Annotated in this window: 19 protein-coding genes; 5 read left to right on the top strand and 14 right to left on the bottom strand. The window is 35.4% G+C overall.

The window, feature by feature from the left end; all coding sequences use genetic code 11:
- Positions 1–54: 54 nt before the first annotated feature.
- A complete protein-coding gene (locus tag ACG9ZL_RS13955; protein ID WP_419360454.1) occupies positions 55–825 on the bottom strand; it encodes an alpha/beta fold hydrolase in 771 nt (256 codons plus the stop codon).
- Between the two features lie 347 nt (positions 826–1172).
- Between ACG9ZL_RS13955 and ACG9ZL_RS13950 the strand changes: the two genes are divergently transcribed.
- Together ACG9ZL_RS13950 and ACG9ZL_RS13945 are read left to right on the top strand one after the other, a co-directional pair.
- The gene (locus ACG9ZL_RS13950) at positions 1173–2378 is read left to right on the top strand and encodes an amino acid aminotransferase (RefSeq protein WP_336951245.1); all 1206 of its coding nucleotides are present in this window, start codon (positions 1173–1175) and stop codon (positions 2376–2378) included.
- 358 nt (positions 2379–2736) lie between these two features.
- A complete protein-coding gene (locus tag ACG9ZL_RS13945) occupies positions 2737–4305 on the top strand; it encodes an ATP-binding cassette domain-containing protein (protein WP_419360452.1) in 1569 nt (522 codons plus the stop codon).
- Positions 4306–4364: 59 nt separating this feature from the next.
- On the opposite strand, the gene ACG9ZL_RS13940 is transcribed toward ACG9ZL_RS13945, so the two are convergent.
- Together ACG9ZL_RS13940 and ACG9ZL_RS13935 are read right to left on the bottom strand one after the other, a co-directional pair.
- Positions 4365–4673: an I78 family peptidase inhibitor gene (locus ACG9ZL_RS13940; protein ID WP_336951249.1), complete on the bottom strand. Its 309-nt coding sequence runs from the start codon at positions 4671–4673 to the stop codon at positions 4365–4367.
- Positions 4674–4830: 157 nt separating this feature from the next.
- A complete protein-coding gene (locus ACG9ZL_RS13935) occupies positions 4831–5940 on the bottom strand; it encodes an S-(hydroxymethyl)glutathione dehydrogenase/class III alcohol dehydrogenase (RefSeq protein WP_004821485.1) in 1110 nt (369 codons plus the stop codon).
- A 191-nt stretch (positions 5941–6131) separates the two neighbouring features.
- Here ACG9ZL_RS13935 and ACG9ZL_RS13930 point away from each other — a divergent pair, with 191 nt between their 5' ends.
- A complete protein-coding gene (locus tag ACG9ZL_RS13930; protein ID WP_336951251.1) occupies positions 6132–7610 on the top strand; it encodes a phospholipase D family protein in 1479 nt (492 codons plus the stop codon).
- 47 nt (positions 7611–7657) lie between these two features.
- Here the strand turns inward: ACG9ZL_RS13930 and ACG9ZL_RS13925 are convergent, their stop codons facing one another.
- Both ACG9ZL_RS13925 and ACG9ZL_RS13920 read right to left on the bottom strand, forming a co-directional pair.
- Positions 7658–8308, bottom strand: coding sequence for a class I SAM-dependent methyltransferase (locus ACG9ZL_RS13925; protein ID WP_419360450.1), 651 nt, complete (start codon positions 8306–8308; stop codon positions 7658–7660).
- A gap of 79 nt (positions 8309–8387) precedes the next feature.
- Positions 8388–9785 carry an aminotransferase-like domain-containing protein gene (locus ACG9ZL_RS13920; protein WP_419360448.1) on the bottom strand — a complete coding sequence of 466 codons (1398 nt, stop codon included), beginning with the start codon at positions 9783–9785 and terminating at the stop codon, positions 8388–8390.
- A gap of 168 nt (positions 9786–9953) precedes the next feature.
- Here ACG9ZL_RS13920 and ACG9ZL_RS13915 point away from each other — a divergent pair, with 168 nt between their 5' ends.
- Entirely contained in the window at positions 9954–10817 is an 864-nt protein-coding gene (locus ACG9ZL_RS13915; protein WP_419360472.1) for a DMT family transporter, read from the top strand.
- 658 nt (positions 10818–11475) lie between these two features.
- Here the strand turns inward: ACG9ZL_RS13915 and ACG9ZL_RS13910 are convergent.
- A complete protein-coding gene (locus ACG9ZL_RS13910) occupies positions 11476–12066 on the bottom strand; it encodes a uracil-DNA glycosylase family protein (protein WP_419360447.1) in 591 nt (196 codons plus the stop codon).
- 203 nt (positions 12067–12269) lie between these two features.
- Positions 12270–12971, bottom strand: coding sequence for a hypothetical protein (locus ACG9ZL_RS13905; RefSeq protein WP_419360446.1), 702 nt, complete (start codon positions 12969–12971; stop codon positions 12270–12272).
- 526 nt (positions 12972–13497) lie between these two features.
- Here ACG9ZL_RS13905 and ACG9ZL_RS13900 point away from each other — a divergent pair.
- Positions 13498–13857 carry a hypothetical protein gene (locus tag ACG9ZL_RS13900; protein ID WP_419360444.1) on the top strand — a complete coding sequence of 120 codons (360 nt, stop codon included), beginning with the start codon at positions 13498–13500 and terminating at the stop codon, positions 13855–13857.
- A 129-nt stretch (positions 13858–13986) separates the two neighbouring features.
- On the opposite strand, the gene ACG9ZL_RS13895 is transcribed toward ACG9ZL_RS13900, so the two are convergent.
- The 7 genes from ACG9ZL_RS13895 to ACG9ZL_RS13865 form a co-directional block, all read right to left on the bottom strand.
- Positions 13987–14301, bottom strand: a complete 315-nt coding sequence (locus tag ACG9ZL_RS13895) for a hypothetical protein (RefSeq protein ID WP_419360442.1) — start codon at positions 14299–14301, stop codon at positions 13987–13989.
- Positions 14302–14389: 88 nt separating this feature from the next.
- A complete protein-coding gene (locus ACG9ZL_RS13890) occupies positions 14390–15103 on the bottom strand; it encodes an SGNH/GDSL hydrolase family protein (protein ID WP_419360441.1) in 714 nt (237 codons plus the stop codon).
- 117 nt (positions 15104–15220) lie between these two features.
- A complete protein-coding gene (locus ACG9ZL_RS13885; protein ID WP_336951264.1) occupies positions 15221–15493 on the bottom strand; it encodes a hypothetical protein in 273 nt (90 codons plus the stop codon).
- 101 nt (positions 15494–15594) lie between these two features.
- Positions 15595–16338, bottom strand: a complete 744-nt coding sequence (locus ACG9ZL_RS13880) for an SDR family oxidoreductase (protein ID WP_419360439.1) — start codon at positions 16336–16338, stop codon at positions 15595–15597.
- A gap of 43 nt (positions 16339–16381) precedes the next feature.
- Positions 16382–17080, bottom strand: a complete 699-nt coding sequence (locus ACG9ZL_RS13875; RefSeq protein WP_419328875.1) for a histidine phosphatase family protein — start codon at positions 17078–17080, stop codon at positions 16382–16384.
- Entirely contained in the window at positions 17077–18198 is a 1122-nt protein-coding gene (locus ACG9ZL_RS13870; RefSeq protein ID WP_262780219.1) for a phosphotransferase family protein, read from the bottom strand. Before ACG9ZL_RS13870 ends, ACG9ZL_RS13875 begins: the two co-directional genes overlap by 4 nt.
- 133 nt (positions 18199–18331) lie before the next feature.
- Complete coding sequence (locus ACG9ZL_RS13865) at positions 18332–19570, bottom strand: acyl-CoA dehydrogenase family protein (RefSeq protein WP_004821461.1); 1239 nt, start codon at positions 19568–19570, stop codon at positions 18332–18334.
- Positions 19571–19619 lie beyond the last annotated feature (49 nt).

The raw sequence follows: 19619 nt of genomic DNA, 5'->3' as shown, positions 1-19619 counted from the left end.
TATAAACAGCATATTACCTTTAAATATGCTGTTTTAATTTATTCAGAGCCTAAATCATTCTATAAACCCAGAGATCATTTGATTGACTACAGCCGGTTTTTCAGCATGTAACCAGTGCCCGACTTGTTCAATGACTTTAACTTGGCTATGACTAAACTGGGTTTCGATTGCAGAAAAATGTTCAGCTTTTGAGATATAGGGTGAGTTTCCACCTTTAATAAACAATGCTGGAATAGGATTCACCTGCTGATTTTCCCAACTTAAAATATCAGCATAATGATTAAATAAGGCTTGGACATTAAACAGCCATTTTCCCTTACTGAATGATTTTAATAAAAATTGAATCACCATTTCTTCTTTTAAATACTCACGCATAATCTCTGTTGCTTCTTTACGAGATTCAATCTGTGCATTTTCAACCGCAAATAAGGCTTTAAAAATTTGATCATGGTGATTTTCTTGATATGCAAAAGGTGTCATGTCCAAAACAATCATTTTTTGCATACGATCTTGCGCTAAATCTGCAAGTTTCATTGCAATTTTTCCACCCATAGAATGTCCAATCGTAATAAACTTTTCAATATTTAAATGATCAAGTGTTTGCAAAACATCCTGAGCCATCAATTGATAATTCATTTCATCTGAATGTGCAGAATGACCATGATTTCGAACATCAATTTGCAATAAGTTGAATTTGCCTTGAAATTCACGTGCAATAATGCCCAAATTACTTAAACTTCCAAATAACCCGTGAATCAATACCAGTGTGGCTTTTTGAGTTCCATGGCTATCTTGAGCTTGATCGTATTGATAATTCAGTAACATTAAAAACCATCCAGAATTTAAATATTGCGTTTGCGCTATGATGACAAGAAGCGAAATGTAGAACAATAGTTTTATCATTCATTAACAATACTGCGACTTAAAAACAATCAATATCTTAACTATCTCTCTTCCAATACCGCACTTGATACATTCTTTAAGTTTTATCTTATTTATCCTCTATTTTGTAGTAAATGCACATTTGGCTATAAATATAGACAAATGAGCGGTGGCCTTAATTTAAAGTTGAATAAATAATAAAAAATAAACCTCAATCTACTGTTGAGTCGGGGTTTGAATTACCTATATTATCAGACTTGATTTTTTCGATTGATTTAGGACTTTAGACCATGTTTCAACATGTAGATCCTTATGCAGGTGATCCAATTCTTTCTCTAATGGAAGCCTTTGGTAAGGATGAACGGACACACAAAGTAAATTTAAGTATTGGTCTTTATTATAATGAGGACACAATTGTTCCTCAGTTAGACGCTGTAAAAGCGGCTTTGAAAAATATTGAACCAAGCAATGACAAGGTAAAGCTTTATTTACCGATGGATGGTTCAAAGTCATATAACGAAGCAACCCAGAAATTAGTTTTAGGTGCAGATAGCCAAGCACGTAAAGATGGCCGTGCAGTGACCATTCAAACCCTAGGCGGTTCTGGTGCACTTAAAGTTGGTGCAGATTTTCTAAAAAAATACTTTCCTGAATCTGATGTTTGGGTGAGCCAACCGACATGGGAAAACCATATTGCGATTTTTAATGGTGCGGGAATCAATTCACATTTCTACCGCTATTTTGATGCAGCAACCAATGGTGTCAATATTGAAGGCATGTTAGAGGATTTACAGCAAATCCCTGCAAAAGGCATTGTTCTCCTTCACCCTTGTTGCCATAACCCAACAGGCGCAGATTTAACACCTGCTGAATGGGATCGTGTGATTGAAGTACTGAAAGCACGTGATTTAATTCCATTCCTCGATATTGCTTACCAAGGTTTTGGTCAAGGCTTAGAAGAAGATGCTTATGCAATTCGTACTTTAGATAAGTCGGGATTGAATTTCATTGTTAGCAATTCTTTCTCTAAAATTTTCTCACTATATGGTGAGCGTGTTGGTGGTTTAAGCTTTATTTGTGATGACCAAGCAACTGCACAAAAAGTTTTAGGTCAGCTTAAAGCAACTGTACGCCGTATCTACTCAAGCCCACCTACAACGGGTGCCTTAGTGGTTGATAATGTATTGAATGATGCAACATTAACTGAAAAATGGCATGCAGAACTTAAAGAAATGCGTGAGCGTATCATCCAAATGCGCGAACTATTAAAGGCAAAATTAACTGCTGCTTTACCTGGTCGTAATTTTGATTACCTTACAGAACAACAAGGCATGTTTAGCTATACTGGTTTAACTGCTGAACAAGTGGATATATTGAAAGATCAATATGCCATTTATTTGCTACGTAGCGGCCGTATGTGTGCAGCGGGCTTAAATTTAAAAAATATTGATTATGTGGCAACATCTGTTGTAGAAGTGATTAAAGCAACTGCTTAAATAAATTGATAAGCGTTGATTGGTTCAATCCACTGCCACTTAGCTCCCTTTCATAAGGGAGTTAAGTTTTTGAGATAATTCTTTTTTAAATGAGCATTTTAAAAGCTTAACATTGACATACAGATTTATTTTTATACAATAAGTATTCTTATCCCCTTTCTTAAAAGAGCAACGCCAATGAAGTAAGTCATTTTCTCATCATTATTTATTTAATTTTTGATGTGCAAAATAGATTCTACTCAAGGCTACACTTATCTTTTGGTTCTGATACTTTCTTTACGATAAATTAAATAATCTACTGTTATTTAAAGCTTTTATTACATACTATTTTGTGCATCCTCTATATGAGGATCATTTAATGCAACAAGCATGTATCATTTCAAATTTGAGTTTGGCATTTCCCACTCAAACAATGTTTACTCAACTGAATTTTGTGCTTTTTCCAGGGCAAACTTCTGCTGTGATTGGCCGTAATGGTTTGGGAAAATCATTACTTTTTAAATTATTACACTTACAACAGCATTCAGATTTAGCCTATTCAGGTCAAATTGCGTGGCATATCCAACATGATTATTTAGCACAATTACAACGATTAAATGCCAAAACCATAGCTGAAGCTTTAGATATTACTCATCTACACAATGCTTTTGAGCGTATTGAAAATAGTAGTGCCAGTTTTGAAGATTATGATTTGGTTGAAAACTGTTGGGATTTACCACAAAAATGGCAACAAATTTTAAGCAATGCACAACTGCCGCTTGATTTAAATTTTCCTGTTAAATCCTTAAGTGAAGGTCAAAAAACTAAGCTGGCTTTGTGTCGCTTATTTCTAAAACAAGATCATTATCTACTTTTAGATGAGCCAAGTAATCATTTAGATGCCATGGCAAGAAAATGGCTAATTGAATCGATTCAGTCACATAAAGCGGGGGTTTGTATTATTAGTCATGATCTTCAATTGCTAAATCAAGTTCAGCATATTTATGCTTTAACCGCAAATGGTTTACAGCATGTTAAGGGCAATTATGCAGATTATTTTAAACAGCACCAACAACAAGTCCATGCATTAACTCAGTCTATTCAACAAGAAAAACGTGAATTTAAACAGTTAAAGCAACAACAGAACGAGAGTTTAATGAAAGCACAAAAACGTCAACGTAAAGGTGCTCAATTGCGTGACTCGAACTCTCAAGCCAAGATTCTTCTGGATTTTAAAAAAGAGCAAGCTGGGCAAAGTTTTGGGAAATTACGTGCACAGCAAATTCGCCAAGCTGATGAAACACAAAGCAATTTACAGGAGAAACAAACAGCTTTAGAAAAAATTAAACCACAACGATTTCACTTTCAATTTCAATCATTTAAGCAAGGTGAAATATTAAGAATTCACGATTTACAATTGCCTTATGCTACAACACAGAAAATAAATTTGTCACTCCAAGCCGGTGAAAAAATCCAGCTTAAAGGTGCGAATGGCGTGGGTAAATCCACCCTATTAAAAATAATTGATCAATCACAATGTACTGAAATTTTCTTTATAGGACAAAGCTTATATTTGGATCAAAATTTTAGTTTGCTCAATGATGATCTTTCTGTGATCGAGAATTTAGCTGAATTTAATCCAGATCTGCCAGAGGTTGAATGGCGAAATTTATTAGGTCAACTGCGGATCCGCCGTGAAAAAGCACTCTTAAAATTGGGCCAACTCAGTGGCGGTGAAAAACTCAAAGTTGCATTACTGGGAATAAGTCACAATCATCAAAATATAGATTTATTGCTATTGGATGAACCTGAAAATCACTTAGACATCGAGTCACGAGAATTACTTGCACATGCCATTCAGCAATTTAAAGGTGCTGTCATTCTGGTTTCTCATGATGATTGTTTTGTTGTTCAAAGTGGAATAGATGAGAAATATTTACTGAGTTAAATGGTAATGATTGAATAAATCAGTATTTATTCAATCATTTAATACTTAAATTTGTGTCATTAACCACAAGCCGCTTGGGTAATTTTTTTGGTCGCAGGATCTACTGTTACCGTCACACGTTCAATACGATAATCCATGGTTACACCTTGATTTGGCGCAACTTTACGTACGATTGATGCCTGTGTAAGCTGCTTAATTTTCGCTTCAGACATATCATTTTGTCCAATCAACTGAGTCGCACGTTCAGCAACACATGTGGTTTGAGTGTTTTGCGCTGTTTGATCTTCCGTTGAATTGGTTTGAAGCGAAGAGCATGCTGATACAGTTAAAGCCATGATACCAAGACCTAAAATTGCAACATTTTTCATAAGACGACCTATTTTGATTTTTTGCTTTAAAGCCATAACATAACAAAAAAAGATAAGCTTAGAAAATTAATATATAAAACTCATACATTTATCATGCAAATAAAAACCAGTGATTCATGATTTATCACTGGTTTTTGGTAGTTCTAAATATTTAAGCTTAAAAATTAATCACCGTACGGATTGATTTACCTTCATGCATTAAATCAAATGCTTCATTAATTTTATCTAAGCCCATTGTATGGGTAACAAATGGTGCAAGTTGAATATCACCTTTCATCGCATCTTCAACCATACCCGGCAATTGTGTACGGCCTTTTACCCCACCAAATGCAGTTCCTTTCCATGTACGACCAGTCACAAGCTGGAACGGACGGGTTGAAATTTCTTGACCTGCACCTGCTACACCAATGATGACTGATTGTCCCCAACCACGATGAGCACATTCAAGCGCTGAACGCATCACATTGACATTACCGATACATTCAAATGAATGGTCTACACCCCAGCCTGTCATTTCAACAATCACTTCTTGAACAGGTTTGTCATAGTCTTTTGGATTGACAAAATCAGTCGCACCAAACTCTTCTGCCAATTTAAATTTTTCCGGATTGGTATCAACAACAATGATACGGCCTGCTTTCGCTTGGCGCGCACCTTGTACAACAGCCAAACCAATACCACCTAAACCAAATACAGCAACTGAATCGCCTTCTTGTACTTTTGCCGTGTTATGGACTGCACCAATCCCTGTCGTTACACCACAACCCAGTAAACAAACATGTTCAGGATTTGCTTCTGGGTTAATTTTAGCCAATGAAACTTCAGCAACAACCGTATATTCACTAAAAGTTGAACAACCCATATAGTGATAAATCGGTTCACCATTATAAGAAAAACGTGTCGTTCCATCAGGCATAACCCCTTTACCTTGTGTAGCACGAACGGCTGTACATAGGTTAGTTTTGCCTGATTTACAGAATAAGCATTCACCACATTCTGCCGTATATAGAGGAATCACATGATCCCCCGGTTTCACTGAAGTTACACCTTCACCAACTTCAACAACAATACCAGCCCCTTCATGGCCTAAAATTGCTGGAAATACACCTTCTGGATCATCACCTGATAAAGTAAATGCATCTGTATGACAAACCCCTGTATGGGTAATTTTAACAAGGACTTCGCCTTTTTGTGGAGGAGCAACATCAATTTCCACAATTTCTAAAGGTTTTCCTGGACCAAATGCAACAGCAGCACGTGATTTCATAGCTAAATATCCTAATAGGTTTGTGTTTTAACAGTTGGACTACAGTAACCTTTTTCTATTTACAGATTCAACCATTAACTTAATGATATGATTTAGTAAAATTTAAAGTACTCATTGAAAGAATGAATCATTCAAAGACTTCACTTGCCTTGGTTATTTTGGCTTTTTCAATCACTGGATACAGTTTACCTATGAATCAACCAGAACAAGAACAACAAGTTAAAGTATATGCAGATCATTGGATCAATGAGCCTCAAGCAAAACAAATGCTTACTCAAGGGCTAACTGCATATTTAGCCATGAATGATGCTTTCCAAAGTATCGCGTCACGTATCCATCTGATTCGAAAAGCCAAATATACTCTTGATTTACAATATTATATTTGGGCGGATGATTTTATTGGCAATTTAATGCTACACGAGTTGCTAAAAGCTGCTGATCGCGGTGTAAAAGTCCGACTATTGATTGATGATCAAAATGGAACAAAAATAGATCGACAATTAAGTGCATTGCTGACACATCCAAACATTTCGATCAAATTATACAATCCTTATAAATTTCGGCACTTTCGTGTAATGGATTATATTTTTAGAATGAACAGAATAAACCATCGAATGCACAATAAATTAATTATTGCTGATGGCGCAATTGCTGTAACAGGCGGACGAAATATTAGCAGTGAATATTTTGATGCTAGTGAATCTTTCCAATTTACCGATATGGATATTTTATTTTTTGGTAAAGCGGTTAATCGTGCAAATGAAGTTTTTACCGACTTTTGGAATTTTCAACTCACCTATCCCATTGATCAATTTATTCATAAAGGTTCTGAACAAGATTTATTAACTTTACGAAAAAGCTTTGAACGACTTGAACAAGCTGAACATACAGCAGATGAAAAGGTAAATCTTGAGCAGAAAGAACTTGCCAATGAGCTTAATCAAAATAAAATCAATTGGGCTTATGCCGATTTTTTAGCAGATTCTCCAAAGAAAAGTTTAGGACAAGCGCGCGGCAATGAATTAATTTCACATCAAATTCACCAGCATTTGGGTGATCCTGAACAAGAAATGGATTTGATTGCTGCTTATTTCGTTCCTACAAAAAATGGAACGAATTTTATTAACCAATTCCCTAAACAAAATGTCAAAGTGAGAATTCTAACCAACTCTTTTATGGCAAATGATGTTGCGCTTGTCCATGCGTTTTATCAAAAGTATCGAGTTGACCTGCTTAAAGGCGGAGCTAAGCTTTATGAATTTAAACCTTATATAGAACGTAACCGCCGTACTTGGTATGAGGTCCTCACAGGAAATATCATTCCAAAAAAAGGCAAAAATAAATCGAGTTTGCATGCAAAATTTATCAATATTGATGACAGAGTCTTTATTGGCTCATTTAACCTAGATCCAAGATCATTCAATATCAATACTGAAGTTGGACTGATCGTTCAGTCAGATCCTTTACAAGAACAAATTTCAAATCTATTGGATCAAACCCTATTGAGGGTTGCTTATGAGTTAAAACTTAATTCACAAGGTGAGCTAATCTGGTTAGATCATCGTGTTGATGGCAATGTGATCGAATATAAAGTTGATCCTGAAACTACACGATTCCAACGATTTATTATGTACAGTGTGTCATATTTACCACTTGAATGGATGATGTAAGTTTAGTGTAATGACAAATAGCATACTAATTCGCTAAAACATCATTATTATAAATAACATTCGAATAAACAGAGACCTTTGATCTCTTTAACCAATTCTATGTCAGTAAAGCCCGCATATTTTAAGCTTTGGAAATGTTCATGTTTCGACATAAATAAGTCACTATCGCTCATCGCGTCCGACGCAAAAACATGGTCACAGACCAAGTACATCGCATCACTTTTTAATAGCGTTTTCACTTGTTGATGAAATTGATTTGCATAGCTTTTATGGCGTAACTCATGTAAAGCTTGATGAATAATGATTGCATCATACTGTCCAAGCTGATCACGCCAATCTTCATTTTTAAAATCAGCAATCAGATATTGCGCCCGGTCTAGCTCAAAAGAAAGTAGCTTACTTTTGGAAAGCTCGTTCATTGCATCAGAGAAATCTAGCGCCGTATATTTAATCTCAAGGCAATGACTGAGTAAATGTTTTGCTAGAAAACCAGGACCTGAACCTATTTCTAAAATATTGAACTGTGCGTTTTGATCAGTTTGATGCTGTTTCTCTCTGGCTGCTTTTTGAATTAAATTCACATAATAATCAAAAAAATCATAACGCCAAGGTCGTTTTTCATTGGCATCATTTGCCCATTGCAAAGCATCTTGCGGGTTTTTCAAATCAATTGGACTCGGTACATCCTGAACACTCATTATAATTATTCCACTGAAATCAATATAAATTTGCTTACTATTTACCCATATTTTAAAGCAATAGGGAAAAGGATTTTCGCTAACTTTGTAAGTTATTTATTTTTAACTGCTGAATAGAAATTGCTAAGATATCAAAAACTTTTTTATCTACACATTGTGCAACATTAAAGCGCATAAACTGTCCTGCATTTTCAGCTTGGCTAAATGAATTACCTGGTGCTAGAATTACGCCCTGTTTGAGACATAACTTTGATAATTCTGCAGCTTGTATACCATCTGGTAATTTGCACCATAAAAAAATCCCCGCTGTTGGAACAATCCACGGTTTTATACCGAGTTGCCCCAACTTTTGCATCATTTCATTGCTGACTTTCAGCAAATGTTTCTTTAACCAATCTAAATGTTTAGGATAACTGCTGTCCATTAAAGCCTGATAAATAATTTCTGAATTTAAGTGACTATTGCTAAAGTTGGTCGCAATTCTTAAATCGATCAATTGATCAATCAGCTCAGATTCTGCAATGATATAACCGCAACGAATCGCTGCTGAAAGAGTTTTGGTAAAACTGCCAATTTGAATGACATGCTTAAAACCTGCTAATGAAGCATAACGTGGTGCTGGTGTATATTCAAAATCAGCAAAAATTTCATCTTCAATAATCAATAAATCAGTTTTCTCAACCAGCTTAGAAATTTGATAAACCTTTTGTAGCGAAATCGTGGCCCCTGTTGGATTATGGATCCCTGAATTGGTTAAATAGATTTTTGGCTTTAAATTCAGTGCTTGTTCAAATTTTTCTACGTCTGGTCCCAGTTCTGTAAACGGAATTGGAACGGCTTTTAAATGATGTGCCTTAATCAAGGCGCGGAAATTAAAATAGCAAGGATCATCGATCAAAATCACATCGCCGGCTCTAAGTAAATGTCTGAAAATTAAATCAATGGATTGCGTTGCTGAGTCAGTAATAAGAATTTGATTCAGTTTAAATTTTAAATCATACAATTCTTTTTTTCTGGCAATAAATTTACGCAACTCCAAATGTCCATGCGGTGTTGCATAATCAGTGAGCATGCTGATTTCAGACTTGGCAGCTTGTTTTAACGCTTTACGGATCGATTGTTCAGGCATCCAAGTGGTGGGTAACCAACCACAACCCGGTTTTAGCACATCAATCTTCGCCTCTAACGACTGCCTTGAAATCCACAATGGATCTATTTCACGTTGATACTGTATTTCAGTGTCAATCATTTGCATTGGTTCTGCTTTACCTAACACATAATAACCAGAACCAAGACGAGATTCTAAAACACCTTCCGCAACTAATCTGGCATAGGCTTCAACGATCGTGGAAACAGAACAGTTTGTTTGTATAGCAAACTGACGAACTGAAGGTAAGCGTGAACCTGCAATTAAACTTTTATTGGAAATTTGATTTTTAATCATCAGCACTGTTTGTTCAATTTTAGTTTTTGCCATTTATAAACCATATATTTAAAAAATAAGAAATACGAGAAAATTTGTTAGATTGAATAGAATTGTACTGGTAAAAATAGCATAACAGTTCTTTAAAATTGTACTGCAGTGTACATATATATTTCCAGTAAATAGCGCTTAAATAATCATAAATTTACTGAGTAATTGATGATGGATAAAACAAATATTGGCTGGCTGAATGGTTTTATTGGTGTAGCAATTTTTGCTGGCTCTTTACCCGCAACACGTATAGCTGTCATGGGATTTAGTCCAGAATTTTTAACCACAGCTCGAGCAGCCATTGCAGGAAGTATTGCTTTAATCTGCCTGTTTATTTTACAGCAATCAAAACCCTCTTTTGTCCAATTTAAATCATTGGTTATTGTTGCTTTAGGTGTGGTGATTGGTTTTCCATTATTTACGGCCTTAGCTTTACAAACAGTTTCTTCTGCACATGCCATTGTCTTTGTTGGTCTATTGCCTTTATCGACTGCAATTTTTGCAGTTTTACGCGGGGGGGAAAAACCTGCTACACAATTTTGGTTATTTGCTTTAATTGGCAGTGCGATTGTGGTTGGATTTATGTTTTATGAAAACCGTAATTTAAGTTTTAGTGTGGGTGATCTCTACATGCTTGCATCAATTGTCGTTTGTGGACTGGGTTATGCCGAAGGTGGAAAGCTTTCAAGAGAATTGGGTGGATGGCAAGTGATTTGTTGGGCTTTAGTAGTTGCATTACCCTTGATGCTCATCTCAAGTCTATATTACTTACCTGCAACCTTTGCAAATATCCATTGGCCAGAAACCATTGGTTTAATCTATGTATCACTGTTTAGTATGTTGATTGGTTTTATTTTTTGGTACAAAGGCTTAGCGTTGGGCGGAATTGCCAAAGTTGGACAAATTCAATTGGTACAACCATTTATTGGTTTAATGCTTTCAGCAGTTCTATTGGGTGAACACGTAAGTTTTGCGATGATTGTTGTTTGTTTTGCAGTTGTGATCTGTGTTACGTTGGCAAAACGATTTGCATAGAAAATGATAAGGTTTAAGCATTTATTAACTATATGTGTATATCGATTTAATTAAATATAAGGGAATAAATGCCTAAGCTAGAACAAAAAAGTCAGTTACTAATATGGTTTATTTTGCTAATTTTATTCAAAATGTGGACGCTTTAAGAAGGAAAAAACATGCTGGATTACCAGCTTTACCAAAAAATAATAAAAACCACTTCAACTGTTCAACCTGCCTCAATGCATGGTTCGATTACAACTTTCGATCAATTGGGGCAACTCAATATAACGACTATACGAGCCATATTCTGAAAAAAATCAAACTGAATTATTTTTCGATAGTTATAGTGAATCATTTAAAGAAAACATTTCTAACCATAACAAAGCGTACTTATAAACTGTGAATAGCAATCGTTTTTTTGGTTAAAATCTATGATTCTAGGTAAATTTTCAGATTTCCCTGTTGTTCGTTTAATTATCGAAATTGGTGAACTAGATATCGCCACTGCTGAAGAATTAGTAATGATCAAACAGCTTACAAAGTACTCTCATTGACTAAAGGGAGCGGTTGTGTGGTCTAATTTTCTAGTTGGATTTATGTTCGAGATTTTAACATGACTTATTTTAAATGGGTTCAATACCCAACTATGATGCCAAATTATGAGTTTTAAACTTACTTAAAGTAAGCCTATTTCTTTAAATAAGTTCTTATATGCCTCTGCCTTCTTATCCAGTGCTAATGGATACGCTCTTGATGAAGAAGGCATGCGATATAAACGTATGTCTCGTCCAGCAAATATGGCTTTTGAGGATTTACCTATCTGTGGCTTTTCAATTTCTTGAGGCATAGATAACATCAGGGTATCTGTTGCCTTATCTCCCGTAGTCATAATATTTTTACATTCAGGAATTTGCGTTAAAAGCTGTGATAGGTCTGTGGGGGTTTTAATCTGTAGGAATTTATCTGAAGCATTCCCTTTTAAGCGAATAACTTGATACGCCGTGTCAAAAATTGCGATGCCTGTTTCGATTAAGAACTCACGGATGCGTTGTTCTTTAAAATTTTTATTGGGTAAATCTAAAAAGTGGTTTTTATTTTCAAAGAAAATGAGCCCAAAAATCCGCCACATATCATTTTGATAATTCGGATAATAAAAATTCATCTTCCATCTACTTTGAGGTGGCGGAAAGCTACCAAGCATCAACAGCTTAGCATTTGAAGGAAGAAATGGTTTAAGTGGGTGGGTTTCTATTTCGATATCAGTCATTTATAAATAAGAAATAATCTAAGAATTATACTGTTATCTTAACATTTTTACTTGCTAAGCATGGGTAGTTGTTTCTAATTTTATATTAAAGATTTTAAATCGTAAATTTATCCATTTTCTTTTAATTAACCAACTTAATCGATTGTTGTGCTTATTCAATAAAACCACCCGCAGGTGGTTTAAATACAACTTACACAATAAAATCAGTAGCCATTCGCGCTTAACTTAACTCTAAAAGGCTCTGTTTGATTTCTCATCATTTCCTTCATCTCAGCTGTGATCTCAACACCCATCTCTTCAAGCATTAACAAACCAAATTCAGAAGTGCTCTCTGCAAAATTTTTGTTATCTATTAACATTTGAGCAAGCTTTACATTTTTAGGAAAATCAGGGAAAAACTCATTAAAGTCTTTTTTATCTTCAATTCCAAAATAGATAAATCTTCTCCATTCATTAGTTTGAATATCGCGTATAAAAATTATGTCAGCTTCAGTCTGCATACTTTTTTTGAATAGTTCATCTTGTGATTGTATAGGCACAACACAAACTTCGCCTACACTTGAAATATAATTTAATTTTGGTTTTAAAAATGTAGAATCTATATTTTTATAAGATCCATCTTTGGCTAAATCTTGCTGTAATTGAATGTCTTTTCTGTACTCAGCATCGCTGATCCATTCGCCTGAAGAAAAAGTCAGTCCTTGATGCTTAGGTTTAAGTTTTCGATCATATTCAATCTGGTCATAATAACTGATCACATCATCAAGTGAACCATTTTTTAGTATTTCTATTTCCTTGTCCCCTTGCTTATTAAAAATTTCATAGCTTTTTTCACACTGTAAGTTCTCTGCAAAGGAGAAACTTGATGCTAAGGTTGTTAAAGCAATAATGAATAATTTTTTCATGAAATACCCTCTTAATATTTTGGGGATAAGATACTCAGGTTGAGATCAGAAATAAACCTTACAAAAAATTTATTTAACACAACACATTAGCTGATTTTTTCAACTTGACCACTAAGCTATTATTTTTAAATAAATTTTAACAACATTCCGACAAAACTATTTTGCATCAAATCTCTTTATGAAGGGTCAATTCTTTATTTCTGCTGTGATTACTGATTTTAAAAAATTACTAGAAATTTCATATATAACAGAGCTTTAATCAATATTCTTAGCGCTAATAAAAGTCGTTGCGTCAATTCCACCCTATATAAAAAATACAAAACGTGGCGATGTGCTGTTTTTAATCGGAAATTTCAAATAAAATCATTAAATATCTTGAATTTGTAACAATTTCAAGATATGGTAATAAAAATCATTGCATATCTCGGTAATATATTTGATAGTTAAGGTTCTTTAAGATTTATCTAAATATTAACTGATTTTATACAACCGAAAACTTTTTCTTAACATTAAAAATCAATTCGTTATGAACATTAAACTTTTTACAGCATTATTCTTGATCATTGCCCTGTCTGCTTGCAATAAAGAGCCTGAGCAGCATACAACTGCGCAAACAGATCGACCAACCCTCACTGCACAATTTGAACAATCAGATGAAATGATTAGTAAATATCTTGATCAACTTGATGATCCAAATACAACATTGGATGATAAGACCAGAATCGTATGTCAAGATTATCCTAAAGAATACAAATCGAATTACATGCCAAATTTACTTAAATTGAATCCAGAGAACTATACTGAAGCTAAATTACTTTCAGACTTAGATATTGCTTTAAACTATTACAAAGAAAAAGAAAATATTCAGTGTAAAGATACAAAATAGTGATGGTCATTTATCAAGTTTTAGCGCTTACAATTTTTTAAAAAATTTAGATTAAATATTTGTTTTATATAAATAATTTAAATTCTTGGTATCTAAATAAAAATAAGGAACTTACACACTCCCCTATTTTTATTTCTTTTCACAGTAGTATTGATGTTTTCTTTTTGAATGATGTTTCCAGTTTTTTCCACCATAGCAAAAAAAAGGTGGATGTTCATTCGTCCAAGAGCACATCAATGCCCTACCACGTCTACGTCTTAGTTTAAGAGGATAGGATTTATACTCAATCTCGTGCAAGAAAAAACTACTTTTTTCTTGTTTAACACTGTAGTGGCGATACCAAATATCTTGGCGATTTGGAAAAATTTCATCATCATAATCGCCAGTTAAACCTTTCTTAACAACTTTTACGTATTGTTGTTTAAGGTGTTTAAGCTTATCCATATTTCTCTCATTAGGTAGTTAAAACCTAATAGAGAGTTTTCGGGTAATAATTCATATTTTATGTTCTTTTTGAATTTGCTTAATTTTATCACATGAATTTGCTAAAAATACACTGTGAAATTTGTTTTGCCCAAATTTGATAAATTTCCTGACTTGGGTGAAAACCATCACGTGCCATTTGTAAATTTAAAGTTTTAAAATGGGCTAAGTCAAAACGAATCAATTGATAATTGATTTTATTTTCGATGAATTGGGCTAACTTCTGATTCATTGCACTCGAATACTGCCCAAACAGCCATCCCAGTGGATTTGGTAATGCTGGAAACAGATTCATTGGGGGAACACCCGTGACTAAAATCATCTTTGGTAAAAACTTAGCTTCAATTTCTGTATAAAGCCCCTTTTGTTGCTGAATCCATTTTTGTGGTGAAATAAGTTTTGTGACATCGTTTACTCCAACCGATGTAATCACAACATCAAACTGCTGATTGTCTAATTGCTTGGTTCTTTGCAAAATTTCTAAGGTGCTATCTCCTGTTTTCGCTTCTAATTGATAAGTGACTTCAAAATTAGAGGTTAATTCATCGAGTAAACACCCCAATAAGGCTTCACGTTGATCTTCAACCCCCACACCTGCGGCAGCAGAGTCACCCAAAATTAAAATAGATAGTGCTTTTCCTTGTCCTATAACACCTTTTCGCAATCCTTGAGGTTCAGCTAATCGGGGTGTATTTTTCTTGACGCGATAACCTTGAAGGATTAATGCGGGAACGAGAACAATGGTAGAGATTTTTAAAAGCATATTTGAATACCAATCCAACAAAGCTATCTCAAAATCAGTCAGAGTCAGATATAGTTTGTCGCAATATTAAAATCATAAAGTTCAATGTCGATTTTACTTAATTGTATGGCCAAGTTGCTATTGGGCTAAATCAACAAAATTTAAGGCAAAAGCAAATATGAATGTACCAATAAATTCAAAAACTAAAACCGCATACTTTCTGCTTTTGCTCATCAAATAGGCATTATAGGTCCCGATTAAAATAATACCAAGATACATTAACTTTTGAATATCATCGATTTGCATCAGGCATTGTTGAATTTCACAGTGCTTTTCAAAAAAGAAGAGATACAAGATACGCGCAAGAAAAACTAAAAAGCTGGTTAGGAAAAAACCCACTACGATAAACATGTTAAAATTCTCATTATTTTTTATCCAGTTAGATTTTAAAGCTTTATCTATGCATTGCAATAAAAAAGACCCTTACTGGGTCTTTTAAAACTAAATAAAGCTCAACCGAGTTTATTCACAATTTTTAATGGCAATATTTTCATGGCTAGTCCTATCGGTAACCAAGGCCATTGTGGTACATAAGCTTTAACAGGTTGTTTTTCAATTGCTTTAACCAATAAATAAGAACCTGTTTCAACATCGACCTCAAACGGCAGTTTTTTTGCCCCTTCATTAATTTCAGTACGAATATAACCAGGGAAAATCGTAGAAACTTTAATTTTCGTGTCAATTAACTCAGCACGTATCCCCTCCGCTAAAGCAGCTACACCCGCTTTACTTGCGCCATACGCGGTCAAGTGTTTAGGCATACCACGAAGTGCACTCATAGAAGAAATCACAACCAGATGACCAAACTTTTGTTCACGAAATATTTCAACAGCAGCTTCACACTGTGCCAATGCAGAAATAAAATTGGTTTCTACAGTTGCACGGTTAATCTCAAATTTACCATTGCCAATACGACGACCATCACCAACACCTGCATTGACGATAATACGATCAAGCTTACCAAAGTCCTGCTTAAATGCTCGAAAGACTTGAAAAACTTGCTCATAGTTAGTCACATCTAAAGTTTTGGCAATCACTTTGATACCATATTTAGACTCCAACTCTTGTTTTAAGCTTTCTAAACGCTCTAAACGACGCGCACAGACGGCTAAGTTATAACCTTTTTGCGCAAATTCTCGTGCCATTCCTGCACCGATTCCAGAACTTGCGCCTGTGATTAAAATTGTTTTTGCCATGACAAATTCCTTAAACTGTTTTTATATTTCTAAAAGTGCGACTTTAAATCCACGTCAATAGTTGCGGATCTTCAGCCTTAATAAAATGATGTTCATTCAAGCTCAATAATTGCGGTTCATTTCCCACCAGTCGTAATGTGGTTAAACTGGTATTGGCAATTGCCCAATTCAATGCAAAGGTTTTATTGGCGCTTAACTCCAAGAGTTTTCCTGCAACAACTGAAATAACACCGCCAGAAGTAAATACAATTGCATAGCGAGGGTTGGTTTTTACCAGCTCATCACATAAATTCTGTAAGGCCGTTTCTACACGGTTTTTAAAATCTGGCCAAGATTCGTCATACTCATGGTGATATTCACCACCAGTCCAACGGTCAATTGCCCCTTCAAAAATTTTTGCCAAATAGGCACGTGGACTTTTTTCTTTGGCAACATCCTGTTTAAGTAGATGCGGTTGATTAAAACGCGGATCATATTGAGCAAAAACTTGTTGATGGTTAAATTCATTCCAATGATGGTCCGTCACAATTTGAGCATCAGAAAAACTTTCAGCCAAAGCAAAACTTGCTGTTTGCTGATGGCGTAACATTGAACCTGCAACCACATAAGGCTCTTCTTTCAAAATTTTATCGAGATATTGACCCAGTAGTTTGGCTTGTAACTCGCCATTGGGTGAAAGTTTGTCATAACTCTCTGCACCAAATGACGCTTGTCCATGACGAACGAGGTAGATTGTGGTCATTTTCCTAAAATTTCCTTAAATTTTTCAAGATATTTCTGTGCAACTTCATTGGCTTCAATTTTTTGTATACCGATGAGCTTTAAGGCACGAATATGTAAGGCATGAATCACAATCCAAAAATCTTTAAAAGCAGGATTATCTGTTTGTTTATGATAGTAACGATAATAAATTTGCTGTGCGATTACAGCTAAACGGAAAATACCAAATACTTCGTAGAATGCCCAATTATCTGGTTTTAATCCGGTTTTTTCTAAATAATATTCAACCACTTCTTTACGGGTAAGCATCCCTTTTAAATGTGTAGGCTGGCGACGGGTTGATTTAAAAATTTGATTGTCTGTATCTTCCACCCAATAGGCCAAAGCAGAACCTAAATCCATGAGAGGATCACCAATGGTTGCCATTTCCCAATCCAATACACCAATCACTTGGGTTGGGTTTTTAGGGTCAAGAATGACATTATCAAAACGCCAATCATTGTGAATCAAACACGTGTTTGAGTCAGCAGGAATATTTTCATTAAGCCATTTACGTACAAATTTAAAACTCGGCACATTGATGGTGTGCGCCTTTTCATAACGTGCATCCCAACCTTCAACCTGACGACGGCAATACCCATCACCTTTTCCAAGTTTTTCTAGTTCGGTGCCTTGATATGGAACTTGATGTAATTCAATCAGCTTGTCCAAGACATTAATACACAATTCATGCACTTGCTGTTGAGTAAAATTCAGTTCAGGGGGCAGTTTGGCACGTGGAATAATCCCTTCAATGCGTTTCATCACATAGAAGTCACAACCGATTACGGATTCATCCTGACACAGTGCGACCATTTCAGGAAGAACTGGGTAGTATGGTGCAAGCCATTTTTGTACATGATATTCACGCGCCATATCATGTGCAGATTTCGCCTTTGTCCCTTTGGGTGGACGACGTAAAATTAAATCAGCATTGTCATATTTTAACCGATAGGTCCAGTTTGAAGCTCCACCAGAATATTGAGTCACTTCTACATTGCCTGAAATTTCAGATCCATTTTCAATGAGCCAATTTCCGACAGCACGAATGTCCAACTCCTCTCCTTCACGTATATTTCCACCAATATCAATGACTGACATATTATTTCCCTGAATCTTATGTTTTAAACCATACATCTATAAAGAATGATACTTTTAACTAAAAACTTCATTTGCTCACTACTTTATATATAACACCTCTAACATAAAGCAGTTATTTTTTATCAGCAAATTGTTATTTTTTACGCGAGCCATAACCTCGTTTTTTTAATTCTAATTTTGCAATCATCCCTTTATGCACTTCATCTGGGCCATCCGCTAAACGTAAACTGCGGGCTTGAGCAAAGAATCCTGTTAAAGGTGTATCTCGTGATACGCCCATGCCACCATGAATTTGAATGGCCATATCAACTACTTTTTCAAGAACTGAAGGTGCAACAACTTTAATGGCTGAAATCTCGGTAAGCGCAGCCATAGTCCCTTGAGTATCCATTTTATACGCCGCATACAGGGTTAACAGTCGTGCTTGATCAATCGCAACACGAGCATCTGCCACACGTTCTAAATTTCCACCTAATTTAAGCACTTCTTTACCAAAAGCAGTTCGACTCATTCCTCGATCAATCATTAATTCTAATGCTTTTTCAGCAGCACCAATGCATCGCATACAATGATGAATACGACCCGGACCTAGACGCCCTTGTGCAATTTCAAACCCTTGTCCAGCACCACCAATAAAATTACTTACAGGTACACGAACTTGATTAAAACTAATTTCGCCGTGCCCATGTGGCGCATCATAATCACCAAACACGGGTAACATACGTTCAATGGTCACACCTTGAGTATCTACAGGCACTAAAACCATGGAATGTTGATGATGACGATCTTTGCTTTCATCAGGTGTATGCGCCATAAAGATAATAATTTTCGCATTTGGATCTCCCAAACCTGAAGACCACCATTTACGACCATTCAATACAATTTCATCACCATCTACCACTGCAGTTGCCTGCATATTGGTTGCGTCCGATGAAGCAACTGCTGGTTCAGTCATACAAAATACTGAACGGATTTTTCCTTCTAATAACGGCTTAAGCCATTGTTGTTTTTGTTGATCTGAACCATAACGCCATAGCACTTCCATATTGCCACTATCTGGAGCATTACAATTAAATACTGTGGGTGCGATTAAACTACGGCCTGACAGTTCTGCAATATGGGCATATTCCTGTACAGATAAACCTGCACCCAATACTGGATCTGGTAGAAACATGTTCCAAAGTCCAGCAGCTTTTGCTTTATTTTTCAGGACTTCAAGTTGTGCTGGCCATTGCCATTTTGTCCAATCACCACCTTGATTAAGATGATGGACTTCATTCCAAAAATCAGCTTCTACAGGTTCAATTTCATTTTTAATAAAGGCTTTGGTACGTTCTACAAATTCTTGCGCACGTGCTGAAAGTTCAAACATGCTTATCTTCCTGTAAATATATGGATAAATATTTGAATAGTGACTCTTT

Source organism: Acinetobacter legionensis (assembly GCF_048551735.1).
GTDB lineage: Bacteria > Pseudomonadota > Gammaproteobacteria > Pseudomonadales > Moraxellaceae > Acinetobacter.
This window is presented reverse-complemented; position numbering and strand designations above follow the sequence as displayed.